Origin of the sequence: Geitlerinema sp. PCC 9228, assembly GCF_001870905.1 — a bacterium.
In the GTDB taxonomy this organism is placed as follows: Bacteria; Cyanobacteriota; Cyanobacteriia; order Cyanobacteriales; family PCC-9228; genus PCC-9228.
This window is the reverse complement of record NZ_LNDC01000097.1, coordinates 1-21,920: the sequence shown is the minus strand read 5'-3', so window position 1 is coordinate 21,920 and position 21,920 is coordinate 1. Positions and strand designations below refer to the sequence as shown.

The following is a 21,920-nucleotide window of genomic DNA, read 5'->3' as shown; positions in this document are numbered from 1 at the left end:
GCTATGTCAGACCCTTTGCAAGTTATTGTCGTTGGCGGCGGTGCTGCCGGCTTTTTCGGTGCGATCGCTTGTGCGCGTACCAATCCCCAAGCACAAGTGACGCTTTTGGAGGCGAGTTCCAAATTTTTAACCAAAGTGCGCATCTCTGGGGGAGGTCGTTGCAATGTCACCCACGCTTGTTTCGATCCGGCACAATTGGCACAAAACTATCCCCGAGGGTCCAAAGCTTTGCGCGGTCCGTTTGCGCGATTTCAACCCCAGGATACGGTGGAATGGTTCCGCCAGGCTGGCATCGAGTTAAAAACCGAAGCCGACGGACGCATGTTCCCCACCACGGATAATTCGGAAACCATTGCCAGATGTTTGCTAGATACGGCTGAAGCGGCTGGCGTTACTTTACGTACTCGTACCAAGGTTACCGCGATGGTCCGAAGGACCGGTGCGGTAGGCACCATCGCGCCAAAAGGGGAACAGTTCGCCGTTACCACCAAATCCGGAGAAACCTTACTTGCCGATCGCGTTTTGCTGGCGACTGGTAGCAGCCGTCAAGGTTACGAACTCGCCAAATCTCTAGGACATCAAATCCAACCGCCGGTTCCTTCTTTGTTTACTTTCAATATTGACGACCCGGATTTGCATGCATTGGCAGGGATTACCATCGATCCGGTACAGGTACAGCTTCCCCAAGGCAAACTCAAGCAAACCGGACCTTTGCTCGTCGTTCACTGGGGATTGTCAGGACCAGCTGTGTTGAAACTCTCTGCTTGGGGAGCTAGGTTTCTACACGATTGTAACTATAAAACGCCTTTGCGGGTGAATTGGCTACCGAAAGAAAATCCGGAACATATCAAGGAAACTATGCAGCAGTTGCGATCGCAATCGCCACGGAAAGCGATCGCTTCTTGGTGTCCTTTTGGTTTACCCAAACGCTTGTGGCAGTATCTGCTAGCTTCCCTAAATATTGATTTATCCAAACGCTGGTCCCAAATCTCCAATAAAGAAATCCAACGCTTGCAGCAAGCTTTAATCCAAAGTCAATATCAAATTACTGGCAAGGGGGTCTTTAAAGAAGAATTTGTCACCTGTGGCGGTGTCTCGTTAAAAGAAGTAGATTTTAAAACCATGGAAAGTCGCTGCTGCCAGCATCTTTACTTCGCTGGTGAAATCCTAGATATCGACGCTGTCACCGGCGGCTTTAACTTTCAAAGTGCTTGGACCACCGCTTGGCTGGCAGGATGCGCCATGGCACAGACAACGCGATCGCAAACCTAGCTTCTCTTTATTTTTCCACACCCGATGCCTCGCCATTACAAATTTATCCTGATAGTCGCCTCAACAACACGAATCACAGGATAGAACTTTGCGAGGCTTTCTGATATGACTTCCTACTTCACTGCTTTTCTTTGGAGCTTGTTATTTTTACCTTTGAACCCAGTCGCTATCTACACAAATTCCTCTTTTCCTGTTATTGGAGAAACCGAAAACCAAGCTTTTGCTGGTGAGGTTAATCCCTCCAACAGCAATGAAGAAATGTCTTCCCATCGCGGTAGCGGTCGATGAAGACCTTCCTCCCTCCCTCCTTATCAATTCCCCCTCCTTTTTGGGAATTTTCTTTGCCCCCAAAATACTCTTGGGGGATTTTTTTCTGGATTGCGTTTTTGGAGAATTTCCCTTGTCCGATAATAAAAAAATTTTTTTGGGACAAGGGGGCTTGACTTGCTTGCGGTTTTGGGGTATATTACTAGATAATGGGAATATTTCGTTTAATTTGAAAATTTTCAATATTTCCATTATCTATTTAAGTATAGCAAAAAATTCACCTATAGAAAAGGAAATTGTAGAAAATTCCAGTATCTTCATTAGATTGGAATCGCAAACAAATATATTTGTGCCTGTAGAAACGATTTACCATTTGCCAATCGTCAGAACATTAACGAGAAAATTGCTTAACAATAATTAAATATAGTAATTTCACCTCAAATATAAACGGAATATATTTAGAAATTTGGAAACCCTGTAGTTCGCGAACCGCCCCTACCAATTGCATTATATATTTGCATCTCTAATGAAAACACGATAGCTGCATAAGCAACCAAATCCAGTAATATTCAATCTTAGCTGCTCTCGATATCTGTTCGTGGCTACCTCCAAATTCCTATGACCCAAGAACTAGCCGTCGAAACGCGCCAACTCACCAAGCGGTTTGACCGCCATATCGCCGTTAACGACGTCGATTTACAAATTGCTACTGGCGAAGTGTACGGATTGATTGGACCCAATGGCGCTGGGAAAACCAACCTCATCCGGATGTTAGCCACAGCCACCGAACCCACCATCGGCGAAATTTATTTATTTGGCGATCGCTTGTTGCGAGACAACAGCCACCCCCACATCAAACGTCGTCTGGGATATCTCCCCGATGACTTTCCCCTCTACGACGAACTCACCGTGTGGGATTACCTGGAATATTTCGCGCGGTTGTACTATCTGCGAGACCCCAAACGTAGCCGACGCCTGTACGAAGTGCTAGAACTGGTACAGCTAACCGAAAAACGTCGCAGTCGCATTTCCACCCTGTCGCGGGGAATGAAACAGCGACTCAGCCTGGCGCGAACCATCATTCACGAACCCATTCTGTTGTTGCTAGACGAACCGGTTTCCGGTCTTGACCCCATCGCCAGGATGCAATTTCGCGACATTATCAAATGGTTGCGAGAAGCCGGCATGACCATTCTCATTTCTTCCCACGTTCTCAGCGACCTAGCGGAACTTTGTACTTCTGTGGGTATTATGGAAATGGGATATTTGGTGGAAAGTACGACACTTCAGCAACTGTACCAACGGTTAAGCCACCAGCAAATTCGTATTGCTACTTTAGGAAATATCGACGCTCTCAAAAGCGAACTGAAAAATCATCCCCAAGTAGAGGGGTGGGAAGAAGCAGACGGCAACGGTTGTTTGCGGGTTAATTTTTCCGGAACGCCAGAAGATAGTGCCGATTTGTTGCGAACTTTGGTACAAGCCAAGATTCCGCTAAGAGAGTTTTCCCCTACTTCGGAAAATTTGGAAACTATTTTTCTCAAACTCGGTCACAAACAAGCTTCCTAGAAGCGAATTTTGTTGTTAGTTTATGGATTTCTACGAACTACCATGTTATATACAGCTTTCGATCGTTTTAGTAACTGGAATCCGCAGTTATTTCGGGAACTGAAAGAGCGACTGACCGTTCGCAATGTCGGTATTACCGTTGCTGCTTCTCTGTTGGGTCAATTTATTGTATGGTTAGGTTTTTTTGGTACTTTACCCAGCGAAAGTTCTCCTGGGCAAACCCAATATTGCTTGCAGGAAACCGGTCAGGGCAAATGCTTACAAGATGCGGCTGGCAATTATCTAATTGACTGGGTGGAATGGTGGCAAGATATGTTTTTCGCAGAAAGTACCATCGTTATTTTTATTTCGATCGGTGTTGGTACGTATATGCTTATTAACAATTTAAATCGAGAAGAACGTCGGGGAACGCTTGATTTTTTACGTTTAACGCCGCGATCGACCGCGACGATTTTAACCGGGAAGATGTTGGGAGTTCCTATTCTGCTTTATCTGTTTTTGGCATGTGCCTTGCCTTTCCATATTTTCTCGGGATTATCCGCCCAAATTTCTTTGGGGTGGATTTTGGTGTTCTATCTAATTCTTATAGGGGGTTGCTGTTTTTTTTATAGTGCTGCCCATTTGTTTAGCTTGCTTGGAACTTCCGGTAGTTTGCAAGCTTGGTTGGGAGGCGGTTTGGCGATCGCTTCTCTGTGGCTCCTGAACTGGTCATTACCTGATGGTTCTTATTTCATACGCAATAATATCTCGGATGGGTTTTCTTGGTTTTCTCCTAGCATTGTATTTCCCTATCTAGTTCCCGAAGTATTTGATGCGAAAGTGACGGAAGATTTGGCAGATTTGCAGTGGTTTTACTTGCCTTTGGGTAGTAATTCCTCTCTGTTTGTTTTGTTCGCTTTGGCTAACTACGGAGTCTGGAGTTATTGGATTTGGCAATCGATTCGACGGCGTTTCCAGCAACCAAGTGGTACTTGGTTAAGTAAAGCGCAAAGCTACGGTTTGGTGTTGTGTTTTCAACTGTTTTGGTTGGGATTTACGTTTCAAAATCAAGCCAAACTCTACTACGTTTTTTATCCGAATTTATTCATTCTTCTGTTGGTGAATTTTATTCTCTTGTTGGTATTAATGGTGGCTTTATCTCCCCACCGACAAACCATTCAAGATTGGGCGCGATATGAAATGCCAAGCCGTTATCGCGGTTCTATGGTTCGCCGTTTTTCCCGATGGCAAACTTGGTTGCTAGGAGAAAAAAGTCCAGCGCCAGTAGCGATCGCTATCAATATAGGAATGACGACATTATTGTTATTGCTATGGATAGCAATTGTTACCCACGGAAAATACGATATGGACAAAATGATTGCTGGGTTGGTTGTATTTTTCGCTGCTTTGCTTTTGGTTTCCTATGCATTGATTGTCCAATTGTGTTTGCTAGCAAAAACACCCAAACGCTCTTTTCTAGCTGCTGCGGCACTTGCTGGTGTTATGGTTGTTCCGCTACTGGTATTGGGAATTTCAGGGGAACAAAATTCGATTCTGTGGTTGTTTTCCCTGGCTCCTTGGGAGGTTTTATATTATGATGTGTCTATCTTTACAATTCTAGGAGGATTGGTCGGTCATTTCGCCGCGATCGCGACTCTCGGCTGGATGTTAAAGCGGCAGTTGCGGCTGGCTGGCGAATCTCAAACCAAAACTTTGCTAGCGGGCAATTCTTCCCATAGAAACTGAAATTTCTATCTAGAGTTCGTAGCGTTGGAAGGTATCTGCTAGCTTGTCGGCAATGGCAGCAATCCAATTTTCATCTTGTTTGGTGTAGCTGCGCGGCGCGTTGGCACCTAAAATTAAAGCACCGCGATCGCTGATGGGTTGACAAATGACCCCTTGCGTGTTCTCTGGTAAATAATTGAATTCTACCCTGCCGGGATAAATTTGTAGAGAAACCAAATACACTGGTTTTTGCTTCTCTAAAACCCGTTGGAGAATCTTACCGGGTTTGACTTCGGATGTTTCCGGTAAAATTCCCCGCCGCAACAATACCCGCGAGTCGTACCATACCACCAGCGATCGCGTTACCGTATTGGTAAGCAAGATTTGCGACGACCAAGCCAGTTCCGTTTGTACCGGTTCGGGTAAATCTGGCTGCAGTTCAAACCTTTCCTGCCCAACCAACTGAACTGCTTCTGGTGGTTTGGGTTGCACGCGCTGCCACAGCAAGCCCGTTAAAATTAACAAAGCACTTGCCAAAATCCCCAACGCATCCGAGCGCGCTTGGGCGTCGGTGAGCGTACTAGAAGCCAAAAATCGGTTAACAAGCAATAATGTGCCTGCCAGCATCCCAACAACTAGGGGCAGGCGGCGCAAAAAGCGATTGGGGTCCGATGTGGTCATAAAGAAAAAAGACAGTGGGGGTCCAAAGCGAGAAGCGAAAAAGGCTGTTCGGAAAGCAACCAACGTTCCCTAAGCTTGCATCGTTGCTTGTGGGTCGAGCGCGCTTATTTCCAGAGTTCAACCTTCTTCGGCTACATCCATAATTCGCTGGAACATGTAGCCGGTGCCTCTAGCAGTCAAAATCAGTTCTGGATTGCTGGGGTCGTCTTCTAATTTAGCGCGTAACCGGGAAATGTGAACGTCAACCACCCTGGTATCCACGTGACGTTCCGGCGTATACCCCCACACTTCCTGTAAAATTTCGGAGCGCGAAAACGGTTCCCCAGAACGGCTCACCAGCAATTCCAACAGACTAAATTCCATGCCGGTCAGCCGCACTCGTTCGTCACTTTTGTAGACTTGGCGTTTGTTGGTGTCGATTTTGATGCTGCCAATTGCCATAACCCCAGAACTGGGGATACCAGCGGCACTGCCTTTTTCTACGCGCCGCAATACTGAACGAATTCTCGCTTCTAGTTCTTTGGGAGAAAATGGTTTGACTACATAATCATCTGCTCCCAGTTCCAAGCCAGTAATGCGGTCGGCAACGTCCCCCAAAGCCGTTAGCATAATGATGGGAACGTCGGTTTCTTTGCGCAACTCCTGACAAACGCCATAGCCATCTAGTTTGGGCATCATGACATCGAGCACCACCAAATCGGGAGTGGTTTCTTGAAAGATTCCTAGCGCTTCCTCACCGTCGGCGGCGGTGACTACGTCGTAACCAATCATGGATAAGCGAGTTTCCAGGATTCGGCGGATACTCGCTTCGTCGTCTACTACTAGGATTTTCTCTTTATGATTTTCCAATTTTACCCGCTCTCCCTATGAAAATGTTTCTTTTAATGAATTTTTACTACCATATCATTAGGATAATCTGTTATTGATAGATTTCGGTTTCCCAACCAGCCTCATCTATCGGACATTTCAACTTTTTTTCCAATTTTGTACCGGTACAGGGTGTTTTCCACTGCCTTCGGTCGCTAATGCCTAAACCACGAATTGTCTACGTTTGTAACGCTTGCGCGACAGAATTTGCACAGTATTTTGGCAAGTGTCCCAGCTGTGGTACTTGGAACTCTCTGGTGGAAGAGTCCCTTCCCATCGATTCAACGCAACCATCGCGGTTTAGTTGGAACCACCACAGTACCACCAAATCCAACGTGCGATCGCCCAGTGCGGAACCAGCCGCACCTCGCGCTGCGATCAAACTATCTCAAATTGACGACCAAAACGTGTCTCGCTTCCCTTCTGGATTTCAGGAACTGGACCGCGTTTTGGGGGGTGGTATTGTTCCTGGTTCCCTCGTGTTGGTAGGCGGAGAACCGGGAATCGGAAAATCTACCTTGCTGTTGCAGGTAGCCAACTCTCTATCTTATCACCATCGGGTGCTTTATGTCAGTGCCGAAGAATCCGGCCAGCAAGTTAAAATTCGCGCCATGCGTTTGGGAATGACGAACGATCCCTCTAGCGACGAGCAAGAACCCAGCGAAGAACAGGACCAAGCCAACGGCCAACCTCAAACCAAAGCTGGCGAACCAGAGTCCGAACGCTACTTTTATTTGCTTGCGGAAACCGATTTAGAAGTCATTTTACGGGAATTAGAAGCCCTCAAACCCCATTTAGCAATTGTCGATAGCATTCAAACCATTTACTTTGCTTCCCTGACTTCTGCTCCCGGTTCGGTAGCACAAGTACGCGAATGTACTTCAGCATTGATGCAAGTGGCTAAACGGGAAGGCATTACCCTGTTTGTGGTGGGACACGTAACCAAGGAAGGGTCTATTGCTGGTCCGCGGGTTTTGGAACACTTGGTAGATACGGTCATGTTTTTTGAAGGCGATCGCTTCGCCAGCCATCGCCTGCTGCGGACCATGAAAAACCGCTTCGGTGCCACCCACGAAATCGGCGTATTTGAAATGATAGCGCAAGGATTGCGCGAAGTAATCAACCCTTCGGAACTATTTCTCAGCAATTTAGACGAATTTGCCACCGGTAGTGCCATTATCGTCGCCTGCGAAGGAACCCGTCCCATCGTTGTGGAAGTCCAAGCCTTGGTCAGTCCTACCAGTTATGGTTCCCCCCGCCGCGCCACCACTGGTTTAGATAACAACCGTCTATTGCAGGTTTTGGCCGTTTTAGAAAAACGCGTTGGCATTCCCCTATCCAAACTGGATACCTACGTGGCTTCCGTGGGAGGCATCACCGTCAACGAACCCGCCGCCGATTTGGGAGTGGCCGTGGCCATTGTCGCCAGTTTCCGCGATCGCGTGGTCGATCCGCACACCGCTATTCTGGGAGAAGTAGGATTGGGTTCCCAAGTCCGGCCGGTTTCCCAACTGGAACTACGCCTGCGGGAAGCCGCCAAACTAGGCTTCAAACGCGCCATTATCCCCAAAGGACAAAATCCCCCCGATATCGATCTAGAAATTATCTGCGTTGGCAAAGTCATTGAAGCGATTGTGGAAGCCATTCCCGGACAATTTAACCAAGCCGAAAACCAAGGCGCAACAGCAACCAGCCAACCACCAGCTTTAAACGGCAATGGGTTTAATGGAGAAGGCAATAATGATGATTTTGACGACGATTTTGATGAAGAACCCGTTTTTTAGGCATACCGAGGGTGCAGGTGTGGAAGCGGCTGAGTGTGGGAGATATAATTGGTGGTTTTCTCCAATGGTCCGATGCTCCCATCCGCTTCCCCTGCTTCCAAAACCAGGCTAGCGATCGTTAAAATAGCAAGAATAACGAAAAAATAGAAACAAACCAAAGGGGAGAAAAAATTATGGAAAGTCTTGACACTAAAACCATCATGAGCGTGTTGGCAACCATGGCCTTGGGATTGATGGTGTTGGTTACTGGCGGTATTGTGTATTTAACCAGCGTAGAATGGCGCGATCGCCGTCGTAAAGCTAGAGAAAAACGCCAGCAGCGCCAAACTGGCAAATCCTAACCCCTAGATAGGAAGTAGCAGTCAACAATGATATCCTGAGCTTAAGGATGCTAGCCAATCCCCAAATTCAAAGCTACACTGGGGGTTGCCAACGGAATCTTGGCTTCGTCAGTCGTTGTTGTGATTCAGTTGGCTTTCACAAAACCAAGAACCCCAGGCAAGCATACACAAAAACGGTTGCCAGATTGTAGGTTGCATGGTTCACATCAAAAGTGTAGAACTAACAAATTTTAAATCCTTTGGCGGTACCAGCCAAGTGCCGTTACTGCCAGGATTTACCGTGGTTTCCGGTCCCAACGGTTCCGGCAAATCCAATATCATCGACGCGCTGCTATTTGCTTTGGGACTTTCTAGTTCTAAAGGCATGCGGGCCGAACGTTTGCCCGATCTGGTCAACCATAAAGAACTCAGTCGCGGTCGCTATCCGGTAGAAGCTTTAGTAACCGTTACCTTCGACCTGTCAGATGCCGAAAATCCGGCGGTAGAGGCAGCCCGCGAAGTCTCTCCTCCTGGGGAAGAGGTGGACCCCCCCAACGTCACCAGCAACGGCAAAACCGCCGAAGCAGCCGCTACCAACGGTGCCTCGGAGGGGACTGCTGAAGAGTCTTCCATCCAATCCTGGCCGCAGGAATGGAGCGTCACCCGCAAGCTACGGGTCACCAAATCGGGAACCTATACCTCTACTTACTATACTAACGGCGTTCCCTGTACCTTGGGAGAGTTACACGAACAGCTTCACCAACTGCGCATTTATACTGAAGGGTACAACGTGGTTTTGCAGGGGGATGTGACCGGCATTATTGCCATGAACGGTCGGCAACGGCGGCAGATTATTGACGAACTGGCAGGGGTGGGGGAATTTGACCGCAAAATTGCCACCGCCAAAGAAAAATTAGATGAAGTAAAAGAACGCTTAGAACGCAGTCGCATTCTGGAGCAGGAGCTGCAAACCCAACGCGATCGCTTGGAAAAAGACCGTGCCAAAGCCGAACAATACCAAAATCTCAAAACCCAATTAGAACAAAAGCAACAGTGGCATGCCATTTTGAGTTGGCGGCTGCTGGTACAGCAACAACAAAAGCTGCAAACCAGTATCGAACAAAGCGATCGCACCCTAGCCGATCTCAACCACCAACTCACCGAACTAGAAAGCCAAATTCACGACAATAGCAAACTGCTGGAAGACAAAAGCCAGCAGGTAAAAGCGCTTGGAGAAGACGAACTGCTGCACCGGCAATCTACCCTCGCCAACCAACAAGCGCAGCTGCGGCAAAACCAAACCCGTACCGAAGAACTTTCCCAACAACAGGTCACCCTGGCCGAACAGCAGGAAACCCTGAAAAACCAAATCGAAGAACACCAGCAGCAACTGCAGCAAATTCAACAAAACCAACAGCAAGAAGAAAGCGAAGAACTCGCCTCCCTGCGCCACGCCATTGACATTGCCAAACAAGAACTAGCCCAACACCGCCAGTCAGAAGCCGAACTGCGAGAGAGTGCCACCAGTTGGGTTAACCAGCAAAATCACCTGCACCACGAAATCGAAACCCTCACCAATACCCTCAATCCCCTACGTACGGAACAAGCACGCTGTAGCGAACGCCAAGAACAACTACAAAGGCAAATTCACCAGCTATCGCCGCGCCTGCAAGAGCTAGACACCGAAATGGCCGAACGGCAGCAACAGCTAGCCAGCAGCCAACAGGAAAAAGAAACCGCCACCACCAAAGTGCAGAAACTGGCAGAAGCAGTATCCGCTGCCGAGTCGGAAGTCCATTTGCAACAAGAAACCCAAAATCGCCTGCTGAGAGAACAGCGCCAACTGCAGCGGGAGTTGGACAAACTAGAGGCACAAGCGCAAGTACAGCAAGAATCCCAAGGCACCAAAGCCACGCAAATTATTCAAAATTCCGGCTTGGAAGGGGTATGCGGGTTGGTAGCGCAGTTGGGCCAAGTCGATCCGCAGTACCAGCTGGCCTTGGAAACTGCCGCCGGCAGTCGTTTGGGTAATATTGTGGTAGAAAACGACGAAGTGGCTGCCGCTGGTATTCAGTTGCTTAAAGAGAAAAAAGGCGGTCGGGCCACGTTTTTGCCCCTGAACAAAATTCGTGCCAATCCTCGGTTTGTGCCGATTTTTGCCGCTGGATTTATTAACTATGCGGTGAATTTGGTGGAGTATCCTTTGCGGTACAAGCCAGTTTTCGCCTATGTATTTGGCAATACGGTGGTTTTCGATACCTTGGAAAACGCCCGTCGCTGCATCGGTCAGTATCGCATTGTCACCTTGGATGGGGAGTTGCTAGAAACCAGTGGGGCCATGAGCGGGGGATCGCAAAATCGCCGCGGTAGTGCTTGGTCGTTTACCACCAAACAGACGGAACTGGAAACGGAACAGCAGCAGTATCGCGAACGGCTGCAGGAAATCGAGCAGGTGTTGCAGCAGTGCCAGCAAGCCATGTCGGCGGCTTCGGATACGGCCAAACAGCGTTCTGAGGAACTCATGGAAGCGCGATCGCAGCGCCAGCAAATTGAATGGCAGTACGAACAGAATCAAAATCATTTGCGATCGCTACAGCAGCAAAAACAACAAACCAGCGACCATCTCCAACAAACCCAAACCGAACTTCAGCAAGTTCAAGAGCGCTTGCAAACCTTGCAGGGAGAAATTCCCAGCCAAGAAGAGCAGCTAGCCACCTATCGCAGCCAGCTACAAGCATTGGAAGCATCGCCTACCCACAATGCCTGGCAGGAAGTCAGCGAACAAATCGAGGCGACCCAAGGAAAAATCGCCAATTTGGAAAAACAACGACAGGAAAAAGAAGAACAACAGCAAGAACGCTCGCGTCTTGTTATTCGGCTGTCGGAGAAAATCGAATCTTACCAACAACGGGCTCAAGAATGCCAGCAGCAAGGGACGGAGTTAAGCCACCAACTCAGCCAACTGCAAGAGAAAGCCCAAACCCTGCAGGCTCAAATCCGGGAAAGCGAACTGGCTATTGACGAGCTCCAAAACCGCTTGCAAACCGCCAAAACCGAACGCGATCGCATCGAAACCACCCTCAAGGAACTGCAGCAGCAAAAACGAGAACTGCAGTGGCAGCAGCAAAAAACCGAAGAAAATCGCGCCCTTGCCCAACAAAAACAGCAAGAAATTCAACCAAAAATCACCGAACAGCGATCGCAACTCCCCGACCCATTGCCCGCAGAAATTCCCGAAAAGATTAAATCCCAAGACGTACAGGATCTCGAACGGGAAATTCGCAACCTGGAAAGCAAAATGCGCCAGTTAGAACCAGTGAACATGCTGGCATTGGAAGAATACCGCCAAACCCAACAACGTCTTGAAGAACTCAGCGAAAAACGAACCACCCTAGAAGCCGAACGCCAGGAAATTTTATTAAGAATTGAAAACTTTACCACCCTGCGGCTGCGAGCTTTTCAAGAATCCTTCGATGCCGTTAACGAAAACTTCCAAAAAATCTTTGCCGAACTTTCTGAAGGTGACGGACACATGCAACTCGACGACCCCGACGACCCCTTCAACAGCGGTTTAAATCTGGTTGCCCACCCCCAAGGAAAACCCGTCAAACGATTGGCTTCCATGTCTGGGGGAGAAAAATCCCTCACCGCCTTGAGCTTTATTTTTGCTTTACAACGCTACCGACCTTCTCCTTTTTATGCCTTCGATGAAGTAGACATGTTTCTCGACGGGTCAAACGTAGAACGATTAGCTAGAATGATCGTACAGCAGGCGGCGACAGCTCAATTTATTGTGGTGAGCCACAAAGGTCCTATGGTGAAATCGGCCCAACGAGCCATCGGCGTGACCCAAGCCAAAGGAGCTTTCACGCAAGCAATTGGGCTGGATTTAGCCAGCGAAAATTCCCAGAAACCATCTTAAAAATTTGGTATAGTATGGGGAAATTAGGCCAAAGTCTTTCCCCCTATTTCGATACCAAATCGACGTTCTCAAGATATGGTACTTGCCCGGAGGCGAGTCCCTATAAAAAAACGCACGGTTTGGCAGCGCTCACCGCGAACTGCTTTTGCCCTTATCACCGCTGCTTCGGCGCAGTCTTGTGCTGGGCAACGTCGAAGCACCAGCACAGGCAAAATTATATAGGAAGGTCAGGATTCTATTAATAATGAAATCTGCAACAATCCGCCAACGTTCGGAAATTTTAGGAACCCAAGTCATTACCCGCGATACTGGCAAACGTCTAGGGATTGTTTCCCAACTTTGGGTTGATGTCGATGCCCGAGAAGTAGTCGCAATTGGTATGCGCGATAACTTTTTGGCGATGGGGGGAATGCCTCAATACATGCTCCTCAAAAATGTCCGTCAAATTGGCGATGTGATTCTCGTTGATGACGAGCGTGTTGTCGAAGACAACGTCGATATCGAGGCTTACAGCAAACTAACGGGCAGCGAAGTCATTACCGAAACCGGCGAACTGCTCGGCAAGGTACGCAGCTTTCAATTTGACATAGAAACTGGCAAAGTAGAATCCCTCGTCATCGATTCGTTGGGATTGCCCCAAGTCCCCGACCAAATTGTAAGTACCTACGAACTCTCGATGGATGAAATTGTCAGCAGCGGTCCCGATCGCTTGATTGTCTTTGAAGGGGCAGAAGAAAATCTCACCCAGCTGACGGTAGGCGTTTTGGAACGCTTCGGCATTGGGGCACCTCCTTGGGAACGAGAAGATTTGGAAGATTACTATACGCCAGCCACCCGACCGGAAAACCAACTGGGAACTGGCGCGCCCACCCGTCAGGAAGAACCCGTACGGACCACAGCCAGAACGGAAGAACCGATTTGGGACGAAGAAGATTGGGAAGAACGGGAACCCCAAGTTGCCCAAACACCTGCGGAAGCCGTTTATTATGAAGAAGACGAAGGGGACAATTGGAGCGAAGCTACAGAAGAAGAATATCGCCAGAGCAGGCCTAGGGAAACCAAACGCTACGCTCGTGGGGAATATGAAGAGGAAGTGGCTTACGAAGAAGACGTGGAACCAGAAGGGGAAGCCAATCGACCTCCCCAACGTCCCAGCAACCGTCCGCGGGTGAATATTCCCCAGAAAATCAAGCGTCCGGAGTACGAAGAAGAGCCGGAATATTAAGCACAACATGGCTACGGAAGTGGGACATTGGTAGAGCAGCGCTGGGAAACGCTGGCAAACAATCCCACAATTTCGTCTATGGCGGCTTGTGCTTGTCCGGGTTCGGGCAGATGGTTGGCAACAATGCTAAAGGCAATGGGTCCGTAGTGGGAATTGTCAACGTAGCCCGCTAAGGCTCGAACGCCACTCATGTAGCCGGTTTTGGCGTAGATTTTGCCGCTTAGTTGGTCGAATCGATGGTGGAGGGTACCGCGATCGCTACTCGCCAGGGATTGCCGGTAAACTCGGGCGTACGGCGACTGGTACATAGCAGTTAAGGTGGCTACCAAAGCTTGTGGGGCCACCAAATTTTGCCGCGACAAACCAGAACCATCGGCTAAGGAATAGGTATCCGGGTCGATGCCCAAATCAGCGAGGGTGGTTGCCACCGCTTGCAAGCCAGCAGTTAAAGCCGAGTCCGCTGTTGGATTTTGATTCATTCCCAAAACACGCAACAACGCTTCGGCGTAGATATTAACGCTTTTTTGATTGGTCTCCCGGATGAGTTCGCCCAAAGGAGGGGAATGCCAGGCAGCCATTTCCCGTTCCCTGACAGTGGGAGGGGAGGTGGCGATGCGGGTGGTTCCAACAGCAATTCCCTGGGTGGTAAGGGCCGCTCGCAAATGGTGCAAAAACCGCTGTATCGGCTGGCGAACGGCGATGTAAACCGGTTCGGAAGCAGACCCCGCCCGCAACTGACCCCGTAAATACAACTGGCGTTTGCCCATATCCCGACCGACTTGCAACCATTCCGAGGATTGGGTGGCACCGGTAACGGTTTGATTGTCGAGCTGCCAGCGATGGCTAGCTTGCGGGTAAGCCCAACGAACTGCCAGGGGCTGGCTGGGATTTTGGGGCGATAAAATCAGCTTGATGGCGTTTTCTCGGAAAATCAAACTGGTGACCGGAGCACCGTAGCCGGCTTGTACGTCCTCCCACTGCCAACTGCCAGGGGTCCAGTCGCCGGGGAAATAACGATTGTCTGCTACTAAAGTATCGATGCGCCGCACTCCCTGTTGCGAGAGTTGCTTGGCCAGATCGTAAAAATGTTTTTCTGTTAAGGTAGGATCGCCGCGTCCCACCACCCGCAATTGGGCCAGTTGCGGTGGTTCCCCCCGGGCGTATACAGGCGTGCGAATTTGGAAATCTGGGGAAAAATGGGATAGTGCGGCTGCTGTGGTCAGCAGCTTGGTGGTAGAGGCGGGAATTAAATAGGAACTGGCATGGCGGCGGTAGAGAACCCGATTTTCCCCTAAAGAACGGGCCAAAATTCCCCAACGCGATCGCGGCGTTGAGGCAGCGGCTAAAACCCCTTGGATCCGCGGTGCCAGTTCTTCGAGGCAAAAAGTTTCCTCAGCAGCGGCTGGTGGGGGTTGGCAGATGCTGATTCCCAACCAGTAGAGGCAGGAAATGCCCATCCCCCATCCCAACCCACCGAAAATAGATTGCTTGCCGTTCACAGGCTAGTCAGCAAAAACGTAATCAAACAGCTCGCTGGCATCGGGTTCGGGACTTTCTTGCCCGTAGCGAACCGCTTCTTCCACAGTTTCCTGGATGCGGTTGTCGATTGCTTGCAGTTCCTCTTGGTTGGCTAGGTTCTGTTCCACCAAATACGCCGCCAGTCGCTTAATGGGGTCGCGGGAAAGCCAGAATTCTTTCTCCTCCTTATCCCGCAGTTCGTCGGGGTCGGCGAGGGAGTGTCCCCGGAAGCGGTAGGTGAGGGCTTCGATGAGGGTAGGACCTTCCCCAGCGCGGGCGCGGGCGATCGCTTCTTGGGCCGTGTGGTAAACCGCCAGGGGATCCATCCCATCAACTTCCACCCCTTTCATATTAAACGCCTCCGCCTTGCGATAGATTTTGGGGTCGGAGGTAGCCCGCTCGTGAGCCATACCAATCGCCCACTTGTTGTTTTCCACCACAAACAAAATCGGTAACTGCCACAAAGCCGCCATATTCAAAGTTTCAAAAAACTGGCCGTTGTTGCAAGCCCCATCGCCAAAGAAACAAGCCACCACTTGGTCGGCATTTTCATTGCCCAGAACTTCCCGACGATATTTGATTTGAAATGCCGCTCCTGCAGCCACAGGAATGCCTTCAGCCACAAAAGCATAGCCCCCCAACAAGCGATGGGGTTCGGAAAACAAGTGCATGGAACCGCCACGCCCCTTGCTGCAACCGGTGGATTTGCCAAATAGCTCAGCCATCACTTCACGGGCAGAAACACCAGCACTCAGGGCATGAACGTGGTCGCGGTAGGTACTGCATACGTAGTCTTCTCCCTCGCGCATGGCTTTGATCGTGCCGCTGGAGACAGCTTCCTGACCAGTATACAAGTGGACGAAGCCAAACATCTTGCCGCGGTAGTACATTTCCGCACATTTGTCTTCAAAAACGCGCCCCAGGACCATGTCTTCGTACAGCCGCAAACCTTCTTCGCGGTCGATTTGGGCAACGGAGGCATCAAATTGGGGTAAAGCTCTTTCTGTGACCATTGATATTTCCTAAAATAAAATCCGACTACTGGTTATAGCGTAGGGTTTCTGTTTAATTGTCTCTTGTTCGTACCAACAACAGACAACCCATTGCGTAGAAATTCAATTTTAAAAGGTTTTGCTGCATCCCCACACTTGACACGCTCACGAATTCTATTCGTGAAATTCTCGCTTTATGGGGTGTGCCTAGATAGATTTGTGCTTCAGCTAGTCCATCCCCGGCCACAGGGACCCTCGACGAGCGTTTTCCGCCCTGTGTGGACGACGTACATAGTCAAGAAAGTTTTGGCTCTACGAGATGAAAGGTTTTCCGCTGGGTTTGGGAACCCTGCTGATGGGACAACCAACATCTTGCTATGGCAAGTGTATTCTGGTCAAATCGCTATTTCCAGATGAAAAAAGTAACGATTTCCCAAACTAGAGTAGCCTATTGTCGAGATCGTAAGCTAATCTAGTCCTGTAATCACAGTATTCGTGGACAGTGCGAATTCCCCTCGATTACTACCGAATTTTAGGCGTGCCTATCCAGGCAACCACCGAGCAAGTGCGACAGTACTGGCGCGATCGCACCATGCAGTTGCCCCGTCGAGAATACTCGGCGGCGGCCATTTCCGCGCGCAAGCAGCTGCTAGACGAAGCCTACGAAGTTTTGTCCGATCCCCAACAACGCCAGGAATACGACAGCCGTTTTCTCGCTCAAACCTACGAGCGTCCGGCTGGCAGCCAACCAGAGGCATCCTCCCCTCTGGAAAGCACGAGCACCCAACATACGCCCAGTATTGAAATCCGCGACGACCAACTGATCGGTGCTTTAATTATCCTGCAAGAAGTGGGGGAATACGAGCATGTCTTGCAGCTCGGACGCCCCTATCTCAGCAGCAGTTGGTCCCAAAACCGTTCTACCCGGGAACCTTCCCAAGCTTCCCCCTCCCCAGAAACCAGTTCTGCCCATGCCATCTCGGAAATTGCCCGCTCGGATATGGCTCTGGCCGTAGCCTTGGCTTATCTAGAATTGGGGCGGGAACAGTGGTCGTTGGGACAGTACGAACGTGCTGCTTCCTCCTTGGAAGCCGGTCAAGCTTTGCTGTTGCGGGAAGGGCTGTTTCCGCAAATCCGTGGAGAAATGCAGGCGGATTTGTATACGTTGCGTCCCTATCGCATTTTAGAAAACTTGGCCCTGCCGGCGTCGTCAGAAAACAGCGATGGTATCCAAGACAGCAGTTCCGCGGAGCATCGCGAACGGGGATTGCGCCTGTTGCGGGAAACGATTGCCGAACGCGGTGGCATTGATGGTTCCCAAGACGACCGGTCTGGGCTGAGTGTGGATGATTTCCTGCGCTTTATCCAGCAGGTACGTTGTTACATGACGGCGGCCCAGCAACAGGAATTGTTTGAATCGGAAGCCCGCCGCCCTTCCGCGGTGGCCACCTATTTGGCGGTTTATGCTCTAATTGCCCGGGGATTTGCCGAACGGGAACCGGCTTTGATTTTGCGCGCCAAACAAACGTTGATCCATTTGGGCAGACGCCAGGATGTGAATCTGGAAAAAGCCATTTGTTGCTTGCTGTTGGGACAAACGGAGGCGGCAAACTACGCCATCGAACTTTCCCAGGAAGAGGAACCCATTCAATTTATTCGCCAGCATTCGGCCGATTCCCCCGATTGGTTACCGGGATTGTGTTTGTATGCGGAACGTTGGCTGCGCGAAGAGGTATTTCCCTATTTCCGCGATCTGGTGGATGAGGACCCCTCTTTGAAGGAATATTTTGCCGATGCCCAAGTGCAACAGTACCTGGAAGAACTGAGCCAGCAAGCAACCGACGAATCCGCCCAGAGTCAGTGGGTGGAGGTACCACCGACGGAAACGGCAACAACGGCGACTTTTGAGGAAGCACCTACACCGGCAGGGTCTTCTCGGGCTTCGTTTCAGGTTTCTATTCCCAGTGCTTGGCAAACTCAGTCTCCTGGGGAAACTTCTTCCTTACAAGCTCCTCAATTTCCCAGTTCCCGGGGGCAAACTGGGTCGCAACCCGCCGATGCCCCACGCGGTGGTGCTCTTTCTGCTGCCGAACCCACCTATGCGCGTCGAGAAGACCGCAGTTCGCGCTCGCCCAATACTTCCTATGGAGAATCCCGACGCAACCCGTACCAACGTTCCGGGCGACGGGGCAGTGCTGGCAAAGATGCCAGTTCGTTAAAAATGGGGCGTTTGCTGTTGGTGGGGGTAGGTACGCTGCTGCTGTTGTGGTTGATTTTCTCGATCGTTCGCGGCACTTTTGGTTGGATTATCGATCGCTTTCAAGGGGGAACTGCTAACGAGGTGGAGCTGCCTTTGTCTTTGAAGGAGCCTTTTGTGGAAATTCCCGCACCTGAACCCCCCAAACCCCAGCTCGATGGTCCCCTAACTGCGGAGTTGGCGGCTAGAACCATTCGCGATTGGCTGTCGGTGAAGGCGCAAGCTTTGGGAGAGCAACACAGAAGCGAGCTTTTAAGTACGATTTTGGTAGATCCGGCCCTTTCCCGGTGGCAGCAACGGGCTGCCGAAGCCCAAGCGGGGAATTGGTACTGGCAATACCAACAACATACGGTTGCGGTGGGTAACGTGACCGTTGATGCGAACAATGAAAATTTGGCTCGGGTCACCGCGAGCGTCCGCGAAGTGGGGCGGCTGGTGGATAATGGAGAGGCAATTCGCCAGCAGGATAGTTCTTTACGGGTGCAGTATGAGTTGCTCCGCCAGGGCGATCGCTGGAAAATCCGCGATTGGGAAATCCTGGCTCGATAGCACATTTTGGTTGTTTTGTCAATCTTTTCCTCAGGTATTTTTTAGTTGCCCAACAGCGATGGCAGGAAGGTAACCAGTTCCGGAAAAGCAAACAAAGCGACCAAAACAATCAGCTGCATGATAATAAAAGGAACCACCCCTCGGTAAATGTCCGAAGTTTTCATTTCTGGTGGCGCTACCCCGCGTAGGTAAAAGAGGGCAAACCCAAATGGCGGCGTCAAAAAAGAGGTTTGGATGTTAGCGCCCAGCAGAATCCCAAACCAAATGAGGTTGACCCCCAACTGTTCGGCAATGGGAACCAGCAACGGAACGACAATAAAGACGATTTCAAAGAAGTCGATAAAAAAGCCGAGCAGAAAGACCACTAGCAAGGAAATAATTAGAAAGCCAACCGTTCCCCCCGGGGTATTGAGCAAAGCATCTTCCACCATACGTTCCCCACCCAAACCGCGGAAGACCAAACTGAAGGCGCGGGAGCCAATTAGAATAAAAATGACCATGGAGGTGGTGCGCAGGGTGACATCGGCAGCGCCGCGCAAGGCAGACCAATTGAGACGGTTTCTCAATGCCGCTAGTACAATAGCACCAACGCAGCCCAAAGCGCCGGCTTCTGTGGGGGTGGCAATTCCCAAAAAGATACTGCCCAAAACCAGTACGATCAGCAGCAGTGGAGGAACCATGACCCGCAGTACCTGCGACCCCAAATAGGGAACGTTGCGAACTTCTGGAGGCAAAGCCGGTGCCATATCCGGTCGCCACCAAGCCACCAACCAAACTTGCAGGATAAAGGCTGTGGAAACCAGTAATCCGGGAATTAAAGCGCCAACAAACAAATCGCCTACAGAAATGCCCAAGCGATCGCCAAGAACCACCAAAACCACACTGGGAGGGATGATTTGCCCTAGGGTTCCTGATGCCGCGATAACGCCGGCGGTGAGCTGGTGGTTGTATCCGTAACGCAGCATGGTAGGCATGGAAATCAGTCCCATAGCTACTACGGTAGCTGCTACCACGCCGGTGGTTGCCGCCAGTAAGGTGCCGACGACGACCACCGCGATCGCCAATCCCCCACGCAGGCGACCTAGCAAAATGCCCATGGTTTCCAGTAAATCTTCGGCAATGCCCGATTTTTCCAGCATCGATCCCAAAAAAATAAAGTAGGGAATGGCGAGGAGGGTGAAATTGTTCATGATGCCGAAAATCTGCTGCGGCATCGCCGACCACAAAATGGGGTCGAATACGTTCAAAGCCATGCCAATAAGGGTAAAGAGCATGGCAACGCCTCCTAGGGAGAAGGCGGTGGGATATCCCATGACCAAAAACAGCAAAACACCGCCGAACATGGCAGGTGCCAAAAATTCGTAGTTTGTCATCGAAGGTTAAATTTCCCTTTGTCCTGGTTCTACCGGAGCTTGCCAGTCTCCTGTTAGGACGGCAATATTTTTAATGGCTTGTGAAATGCCCTGTAAAATGAGCAGGAGAAAACACACTAAAATTGCCGATTTGATGGGATAGCGCGGCAGACCGCCGGGGTCGGGAGACATTTCCCGAATTTCCCAAGAGTTCGCGATCGCGCCCCAAGAGTACACCACAATCGCCGTGCAAAAGGGAAGCAGAAACAAGACCGTTCCCAACAAATCCACCACCGCCTTTTGTTTGGCAGTGAAACGGCTTTGCAGCAAATCCACTCGAACGTGTTCGTCGTGTTTGAGGGTATAGGCAGCGCCGAATAAAAATAACAGGTCGAACAGGTACCACTGAATTTCAATTAAGGCATTGGAACTCAAATTTTGTCCGATGCCCTGCCCGATATATCTTCCCAAAACATTCCAAGCGCCCACACCTACCATCACCAGCGTTAGCCAGTAGGTGAGGCGACCGATATACTCGTTAAGGGTATCGATCCAGAAGGCGATTTGCAGCAAAATTTGCAATTTTCCTATGCTCCCAGCGACGAGTGTGCAGTCAATCTTCGACCTAATGTACCGCTTGCGATCGCTTGAAGACAATAGGAATGGAAGGGCATGGGAGCATCCAACAACAATTTCTTGTATAGTAGATTTGGATTCGTTTGCTGGAGTGCTACATATTATGTTTGGCTTAGGAGTTCCAGAAGTTGTTGTTATCTTTGTGATTGCTTTGTTGATTTTTGGTCCTAAGAAGCTTCCCGAGTTGGGCAGTGCGTTGGGGAAAAGTTTGCGGGGATTTCAACAAGAGTTAAAAGGGCAAAAATCGCTACCCTCTCAGGGAGAAACCCAAAAAGATGGATCGCAGTAGAATTGGGTTGGTTGCTTTCGCTATTTGATTTGGGACAGATGAAAGCAGGTAAGGGGCGATCGCTTCTTGCCTGTTCTATTTTCAAGACCAAATCCACACACTCATACGATTTCAGGAAAATCCTACAATTAAGAAAACGCTGGGAGTATGAAAGCAATTTCTATTTTTTTAAATCGGCGATCGCCTTTTCCTGAAAATCTGGCCATCTCTCATACCGAATTCCATATACATAAAACCATAAAAAGGCTGGTGCTGAGCCTGCCGAAGCATAGAAGTAGCGTCCTTCTCCCCCTACAAAAAGGACCCCAGTGGGGGGTTGCCCCGACAGAAAAATTGTGGTTTTCCCATCTCGGATTTGGGATCGACCGTTTCCCCAAAAATAATGCAAGCGATCGTTGGTATATTTTGATCGGGGCGCTCGCAGGTTATGCCCCTCCCAGAACAATTGGGAGATTCCAGATAATCGTTGTTTTGTAGAAATAGGGGAAACCTCAAAGCCCCCCTGATGTCGAAGGGGGGTCAATTGCGATATTTTACAGAAATTTCGGCAATTGGTATTCGCTTTTTTCTTAACCACTGCTTAAAAAACAGGGAAAAATACCACCTAATTAACCATTTTTGAACGTAACCGACTCTGCTACTTCCTAATAGGTTGTTTACTGGACAATAATTGACTTTTATTGACTTGATAGTCGTAGCCATCTTTCTTAAAGATT

17 protein-coding genes are annotated in these 21,920 nt (G+C 49.8%); 11 read left to right on the top strand and 6 right to left on the bottom strand.

Features of this window, described 5'->3' with window-relative positions:
* Nucleotides 1–3: 3 nt before the first annotated feature.
* The 4 genes from AS151_RS09060 to AS151_RS09040 all read left to right on the top strand — a co-directional run bounded on the left by AS151_RS09060 (nt 4) and on the right by AS151_RS09040 (nt 4,833).
* Nucleotides 4–1,272, top strand: a complete 1,269-nt coding sequence (locus tag AS151_RS09060) for an NAD(P)/FAD-dependent oxidoreductase (protein ID WP_071516726.1) — start codon at nt 4–6, stop codon at nt 1,270–1,272.
* 250 nt (nt 1,273–1,522) lie between these two features.
* A complete protein-coding gene (locus AS151_RS22510) occupies nt 1,523–1,960 on the top strand; it encodes a hypothetical protein (RefSeq protein WP_139240588.1) in 438 nt (145 codons plus the stop codon).
* A 197-nt stretch (nt 1,961–2,157) separates the two neighbouring features.
* A complete protein-coding gene (locus AS151_RS09045; protein ID WP_071516723.1) occupies nt 2,158–3,108 on the top strand; it encodes an ABC transporter ATP-binding protein in 951 nt (316 codons plus the stop codon).
* A gap of 42 nt (nt 3,109–3,150) precedes the next feature.
* Nucleotides 3,151–4,833 (top strand): ABC transporter permease subunit, encoded by a 1,683-nt coding sequence (locus tag AS151_RS09040; protein ID WP_071516722.1) that lies wholly within the window; start codon nt 3,151–3,153, stop codon nt 4,831–4,833.
* 9 nt (nt 4,834–4,842) lie between these two features.
* On the opposite strand, the gene AS151_RS09035 is transcribed toward AS151_RS09040, so the two are convergent.
* Together AS151_RS09035 and AS151_RS09030 are read right to left on the bottom strand one after the other, a co-directional pair.
* On the bottom strand, nt 4,843–5,493 hold the full coding sequence (locus AS151_RS09035) for a cofactor assembly of complex C subunit B (RefSeq protein ID WP_071516732.1): 651 nt from the start codon (nt 5,491–5,493) through the stop codon (nt 4,843–4,845).
* A gap of 117 nt (nt 5,494–5,610) precedes the next feature.
* Nucleotides 5,611–6,342, bottom strand: a complete 732-nt coding sequence (locus tag AS151_RS09030) for a response regulator transcription factor (RefSeq protein WP_071516721.1) — start codon at nt 6,340–6,342, stop codon at nt 5,611–5,613.
* A gap of 176 nt (nt 6,343–6,518) precedes the next feature.
* Here AS151_RS09030 and radA point away from each other — a divergent pair, with 176 nt between their 5' ends.
* The 4 genes from radA to AS151_RS09015 all read left to right on the top strand — a co-directional run bounded on the left by radA (nt 6,519) and on the right by AS151_RS09015 (nt 13,611).
* The gene (gene radA, locus AS151_RS09025) at nt 6,519–8,144 is read left to right on the top strand and encodes a DNA repair protein RadA (protein WP_071516720.1); all 1,626 of its coding nucleotides are present in this window, start codon (nt 6,519–6,521) and stop codon (nt 8,142–8,144) included.
* A 173-nt stretch (nt 8,145–8,317) separates the two neighbouring features.
* Nucleotides 8,318–8,485: a hypothetical protein gene (locus AS151_RS22055; protein ID WP_170861355.1), complete on the top strand. Its 168-nt coding sequence runs from the start codon at nt 8,318–8,320 to the stop codon at nt 8,483–8,485.
* 196 nt (nt 8,486–8,681) lie between these two features.
* Nucleotides 8,682–12,386, top strand: a complete 3,705-nt coding sequence (gene smc / locus AS151_RS09020) for a chromosome segregation protein SMC (RefSeq protein ID WP_071516719.1) — start codon at nt 8,682–8,684, stop codon at nt 12,384–12,386.
* 244 nt (nt 12,387–12,630) lie between these two features.
* Nucleotides 12,631–13,611 (top strand): PRC-barrel domain-containing protein, encoded by a 981-nt coding sequence (locus tag AS151_RS09015; protein ID WP_071516718.1) that lies wholly within the window; start codon nt 12,631–12,633, stop codon nt 13,609–13,611.
* Between the two features lie 11 nt (nt 13,612–13,622).
* On the opposite strand, the gene dacB is transcribed toward AS151_RS09015, so the two are convergent.
* Nucleotides 13,623–15,110: a D-alanyl-D-alanine carboxypeptidase/D-alanyl-D-alanine-endopeptidase gene (gene dacB, locus AS151_RS09010; RefSeq protein ID WP_139240587.1), complete on the bottom strand. Its 1,488-nt coding sequence runs from the start codon at nt 15,108–15,110 to the stop codon at nt 13,623–13,625.
* A gap of 3 nt (nt 15,111–15,113) precedes the next feature.
* A complete protein-coding gene (pdhA, locus tag AS151_RS09005; RefSeq protein WP_071516716.1) occupies nt 15,114–16,142 on the bottom strand; it encodes a pyruvate dehydrogenase (acetyl-transferring) E1 component subunit alpha in 1,029 nt (342 codons plus the stop codon).
* Between the two features lie 481 nt (nt 16,143–16,623).
* Here pdhA and AS151_RS09000 point away from each other — a divergent pair, with 481 nt between their 5' ends.
* Nucleotides 16,624–18,927, top strand: a complete 2,304-nt coding sequence (locus AS151_RS09000; protein WP_071516715.1) for an IMS domain-containing protein — start codon at nt 16,624–16,626, stop codon at nt 18,925–18,927.
* Between the two features lie 41 nt (nt 18,928–18,968).
* Here AS151_RS09000 and AS151_RS08995 read toward each other — a convergent pair whose 3' ends face one another.
* Together AS151_RS08995 and AS151_RS08990 are read right to left on the bottom strand one after the other, a co-directional pair.
* Nucleotides 18,969–20,300, bottom strand: coding sequence for a TRAP transporter large permease subunit (locus AS151_RS08995; protein WP_071516714.1), 1,332 nt, complete (start codon nt 20,298–20,300; stop codon nt 18,969–18,971).
* A 6-nt stretch (nt 20,301–20,306) separates the two neighbouring features.
* Nucleotides 20,307–20,861, bottom strand: a complete 555-nt coding sequence (locus AS151_RS08990; protein WP_071516713.1) for a TRAP transporter small permease subunit — start codon at nt 20,859–20,861, stop codon at nt 20,307–20,309.
* Nucleotides 20,862–21,018: 157 nt separating this feature from the next.
* Between AS151_RS08990 and tatA the strand changes: the two genes are divergently transcribed.
* A complete protein-coding gene (gene tatA, locus AS151_RS08985) occupies nt 21,019–21,204 on the top strand; it encodes a twin-arginine translocase TatA/TatE family subunit (RefSeq protein WP_071516712.1) in 186 nt (61 codons plus the stop codon).
* 147 nt (nt 21,205–21,351) lie between these two features.
* Complete coding sequence (locus AS151_RS08980; protein ID WP_071516711.1) at nt 21,352–21,681, top strand: hypothetical protein; 330 nt, start codon at nt 21,352–21,354, stop codon at nt 21,679–21,681.
* Nucleotides 21,682–21,920: the final 239 nt, after the last annotated feature.

Coding starts and splice junctions, on each gene's coding strand:
- pdhA (WP_071516716.1), bottom strand. CDS start 16,142: ATGGTCACAGAAAGAGCTTTACCCCAATTTGATGCCTCCGTTGCCCAA.
- smc (WP_071516719.1), top strand. CDS start 8,682: ATGGTTCACATCAAAAGTGTAGAACTAACAAATTTTAAATCCTTTGGC.
- AS151_RS09040 (WP_071516722.1), top strand. CDS start 3,151: ATGTTATATACAGCTTTCGATCGTTTTAGTAACTGGAATCCGCAGTTA.
- AS151_RS08995 (WP_071516714.1), bottom strand. CDS start 20,300: ATGACAAACTACGAATTTTTGGCACCTGCCATGTTCGGCGGTGTTTTG.
- AS151_RS09035 (WP_071516732.1), bottom strand. CDS start 5,493: ATGACCACATCGGACCCCAATCGCTTTTTGCGCCGCCTGCCCCTAGTT.
- tatA (WP_071516712.1), top strand. CDS start 21,019: ATGTTTGGCTTAGGAGTTCCAGAAGTTGTTGTTATCTTTGTGATTGCT.
- AS151_RS08980 (WP_071516711.1), top strand. CDS start 21,352: ATGAAAGCAATTTCTATTTTTTTAAATCGGCGATCGCCTTTTCCTGAA.
- AS151_RS09015 (WP_071516718.1), top strand. CDS start 12,631: ATGAAATCTGCAACAATCCGCCAACGTTCGGAAATTTTAGGAACCCAA.
- AS151_RS22055 (WP_170861355.1), top strand. CDS start 8,318: ATGGAAAGTCTTGACACTAAAACCATCATGAGCGTGTTGGCAACCATG.
- radA (WP_071516720.1), top strand. CDS start 6,519: ATGCCTAAACCACGAATTGTCTACGTTTGTAACGCTTGCGCGACAGAA.
- AS151_RS09060 (WP_071516726.1), top strand. CDS start 4: ATGTCAGACCCTTTGCAAGTTATTGTCGTTGGCGGCGGTGCTGCCGGC.
- AS151_RS09045 (WP_071516723.1), top strand. CDS start 2,158: ATGACCCAAGAACTAGCCGTCGAAACGCGCCAACTCACCAAGCGGTTT.
- AS151_RS22510 (WP_139240588.1), top strand. CDS start 1,523: ATGAAGAAATGTCTTCCCATCGCGGTAGCGGTCGATGAAGACCTTCCT.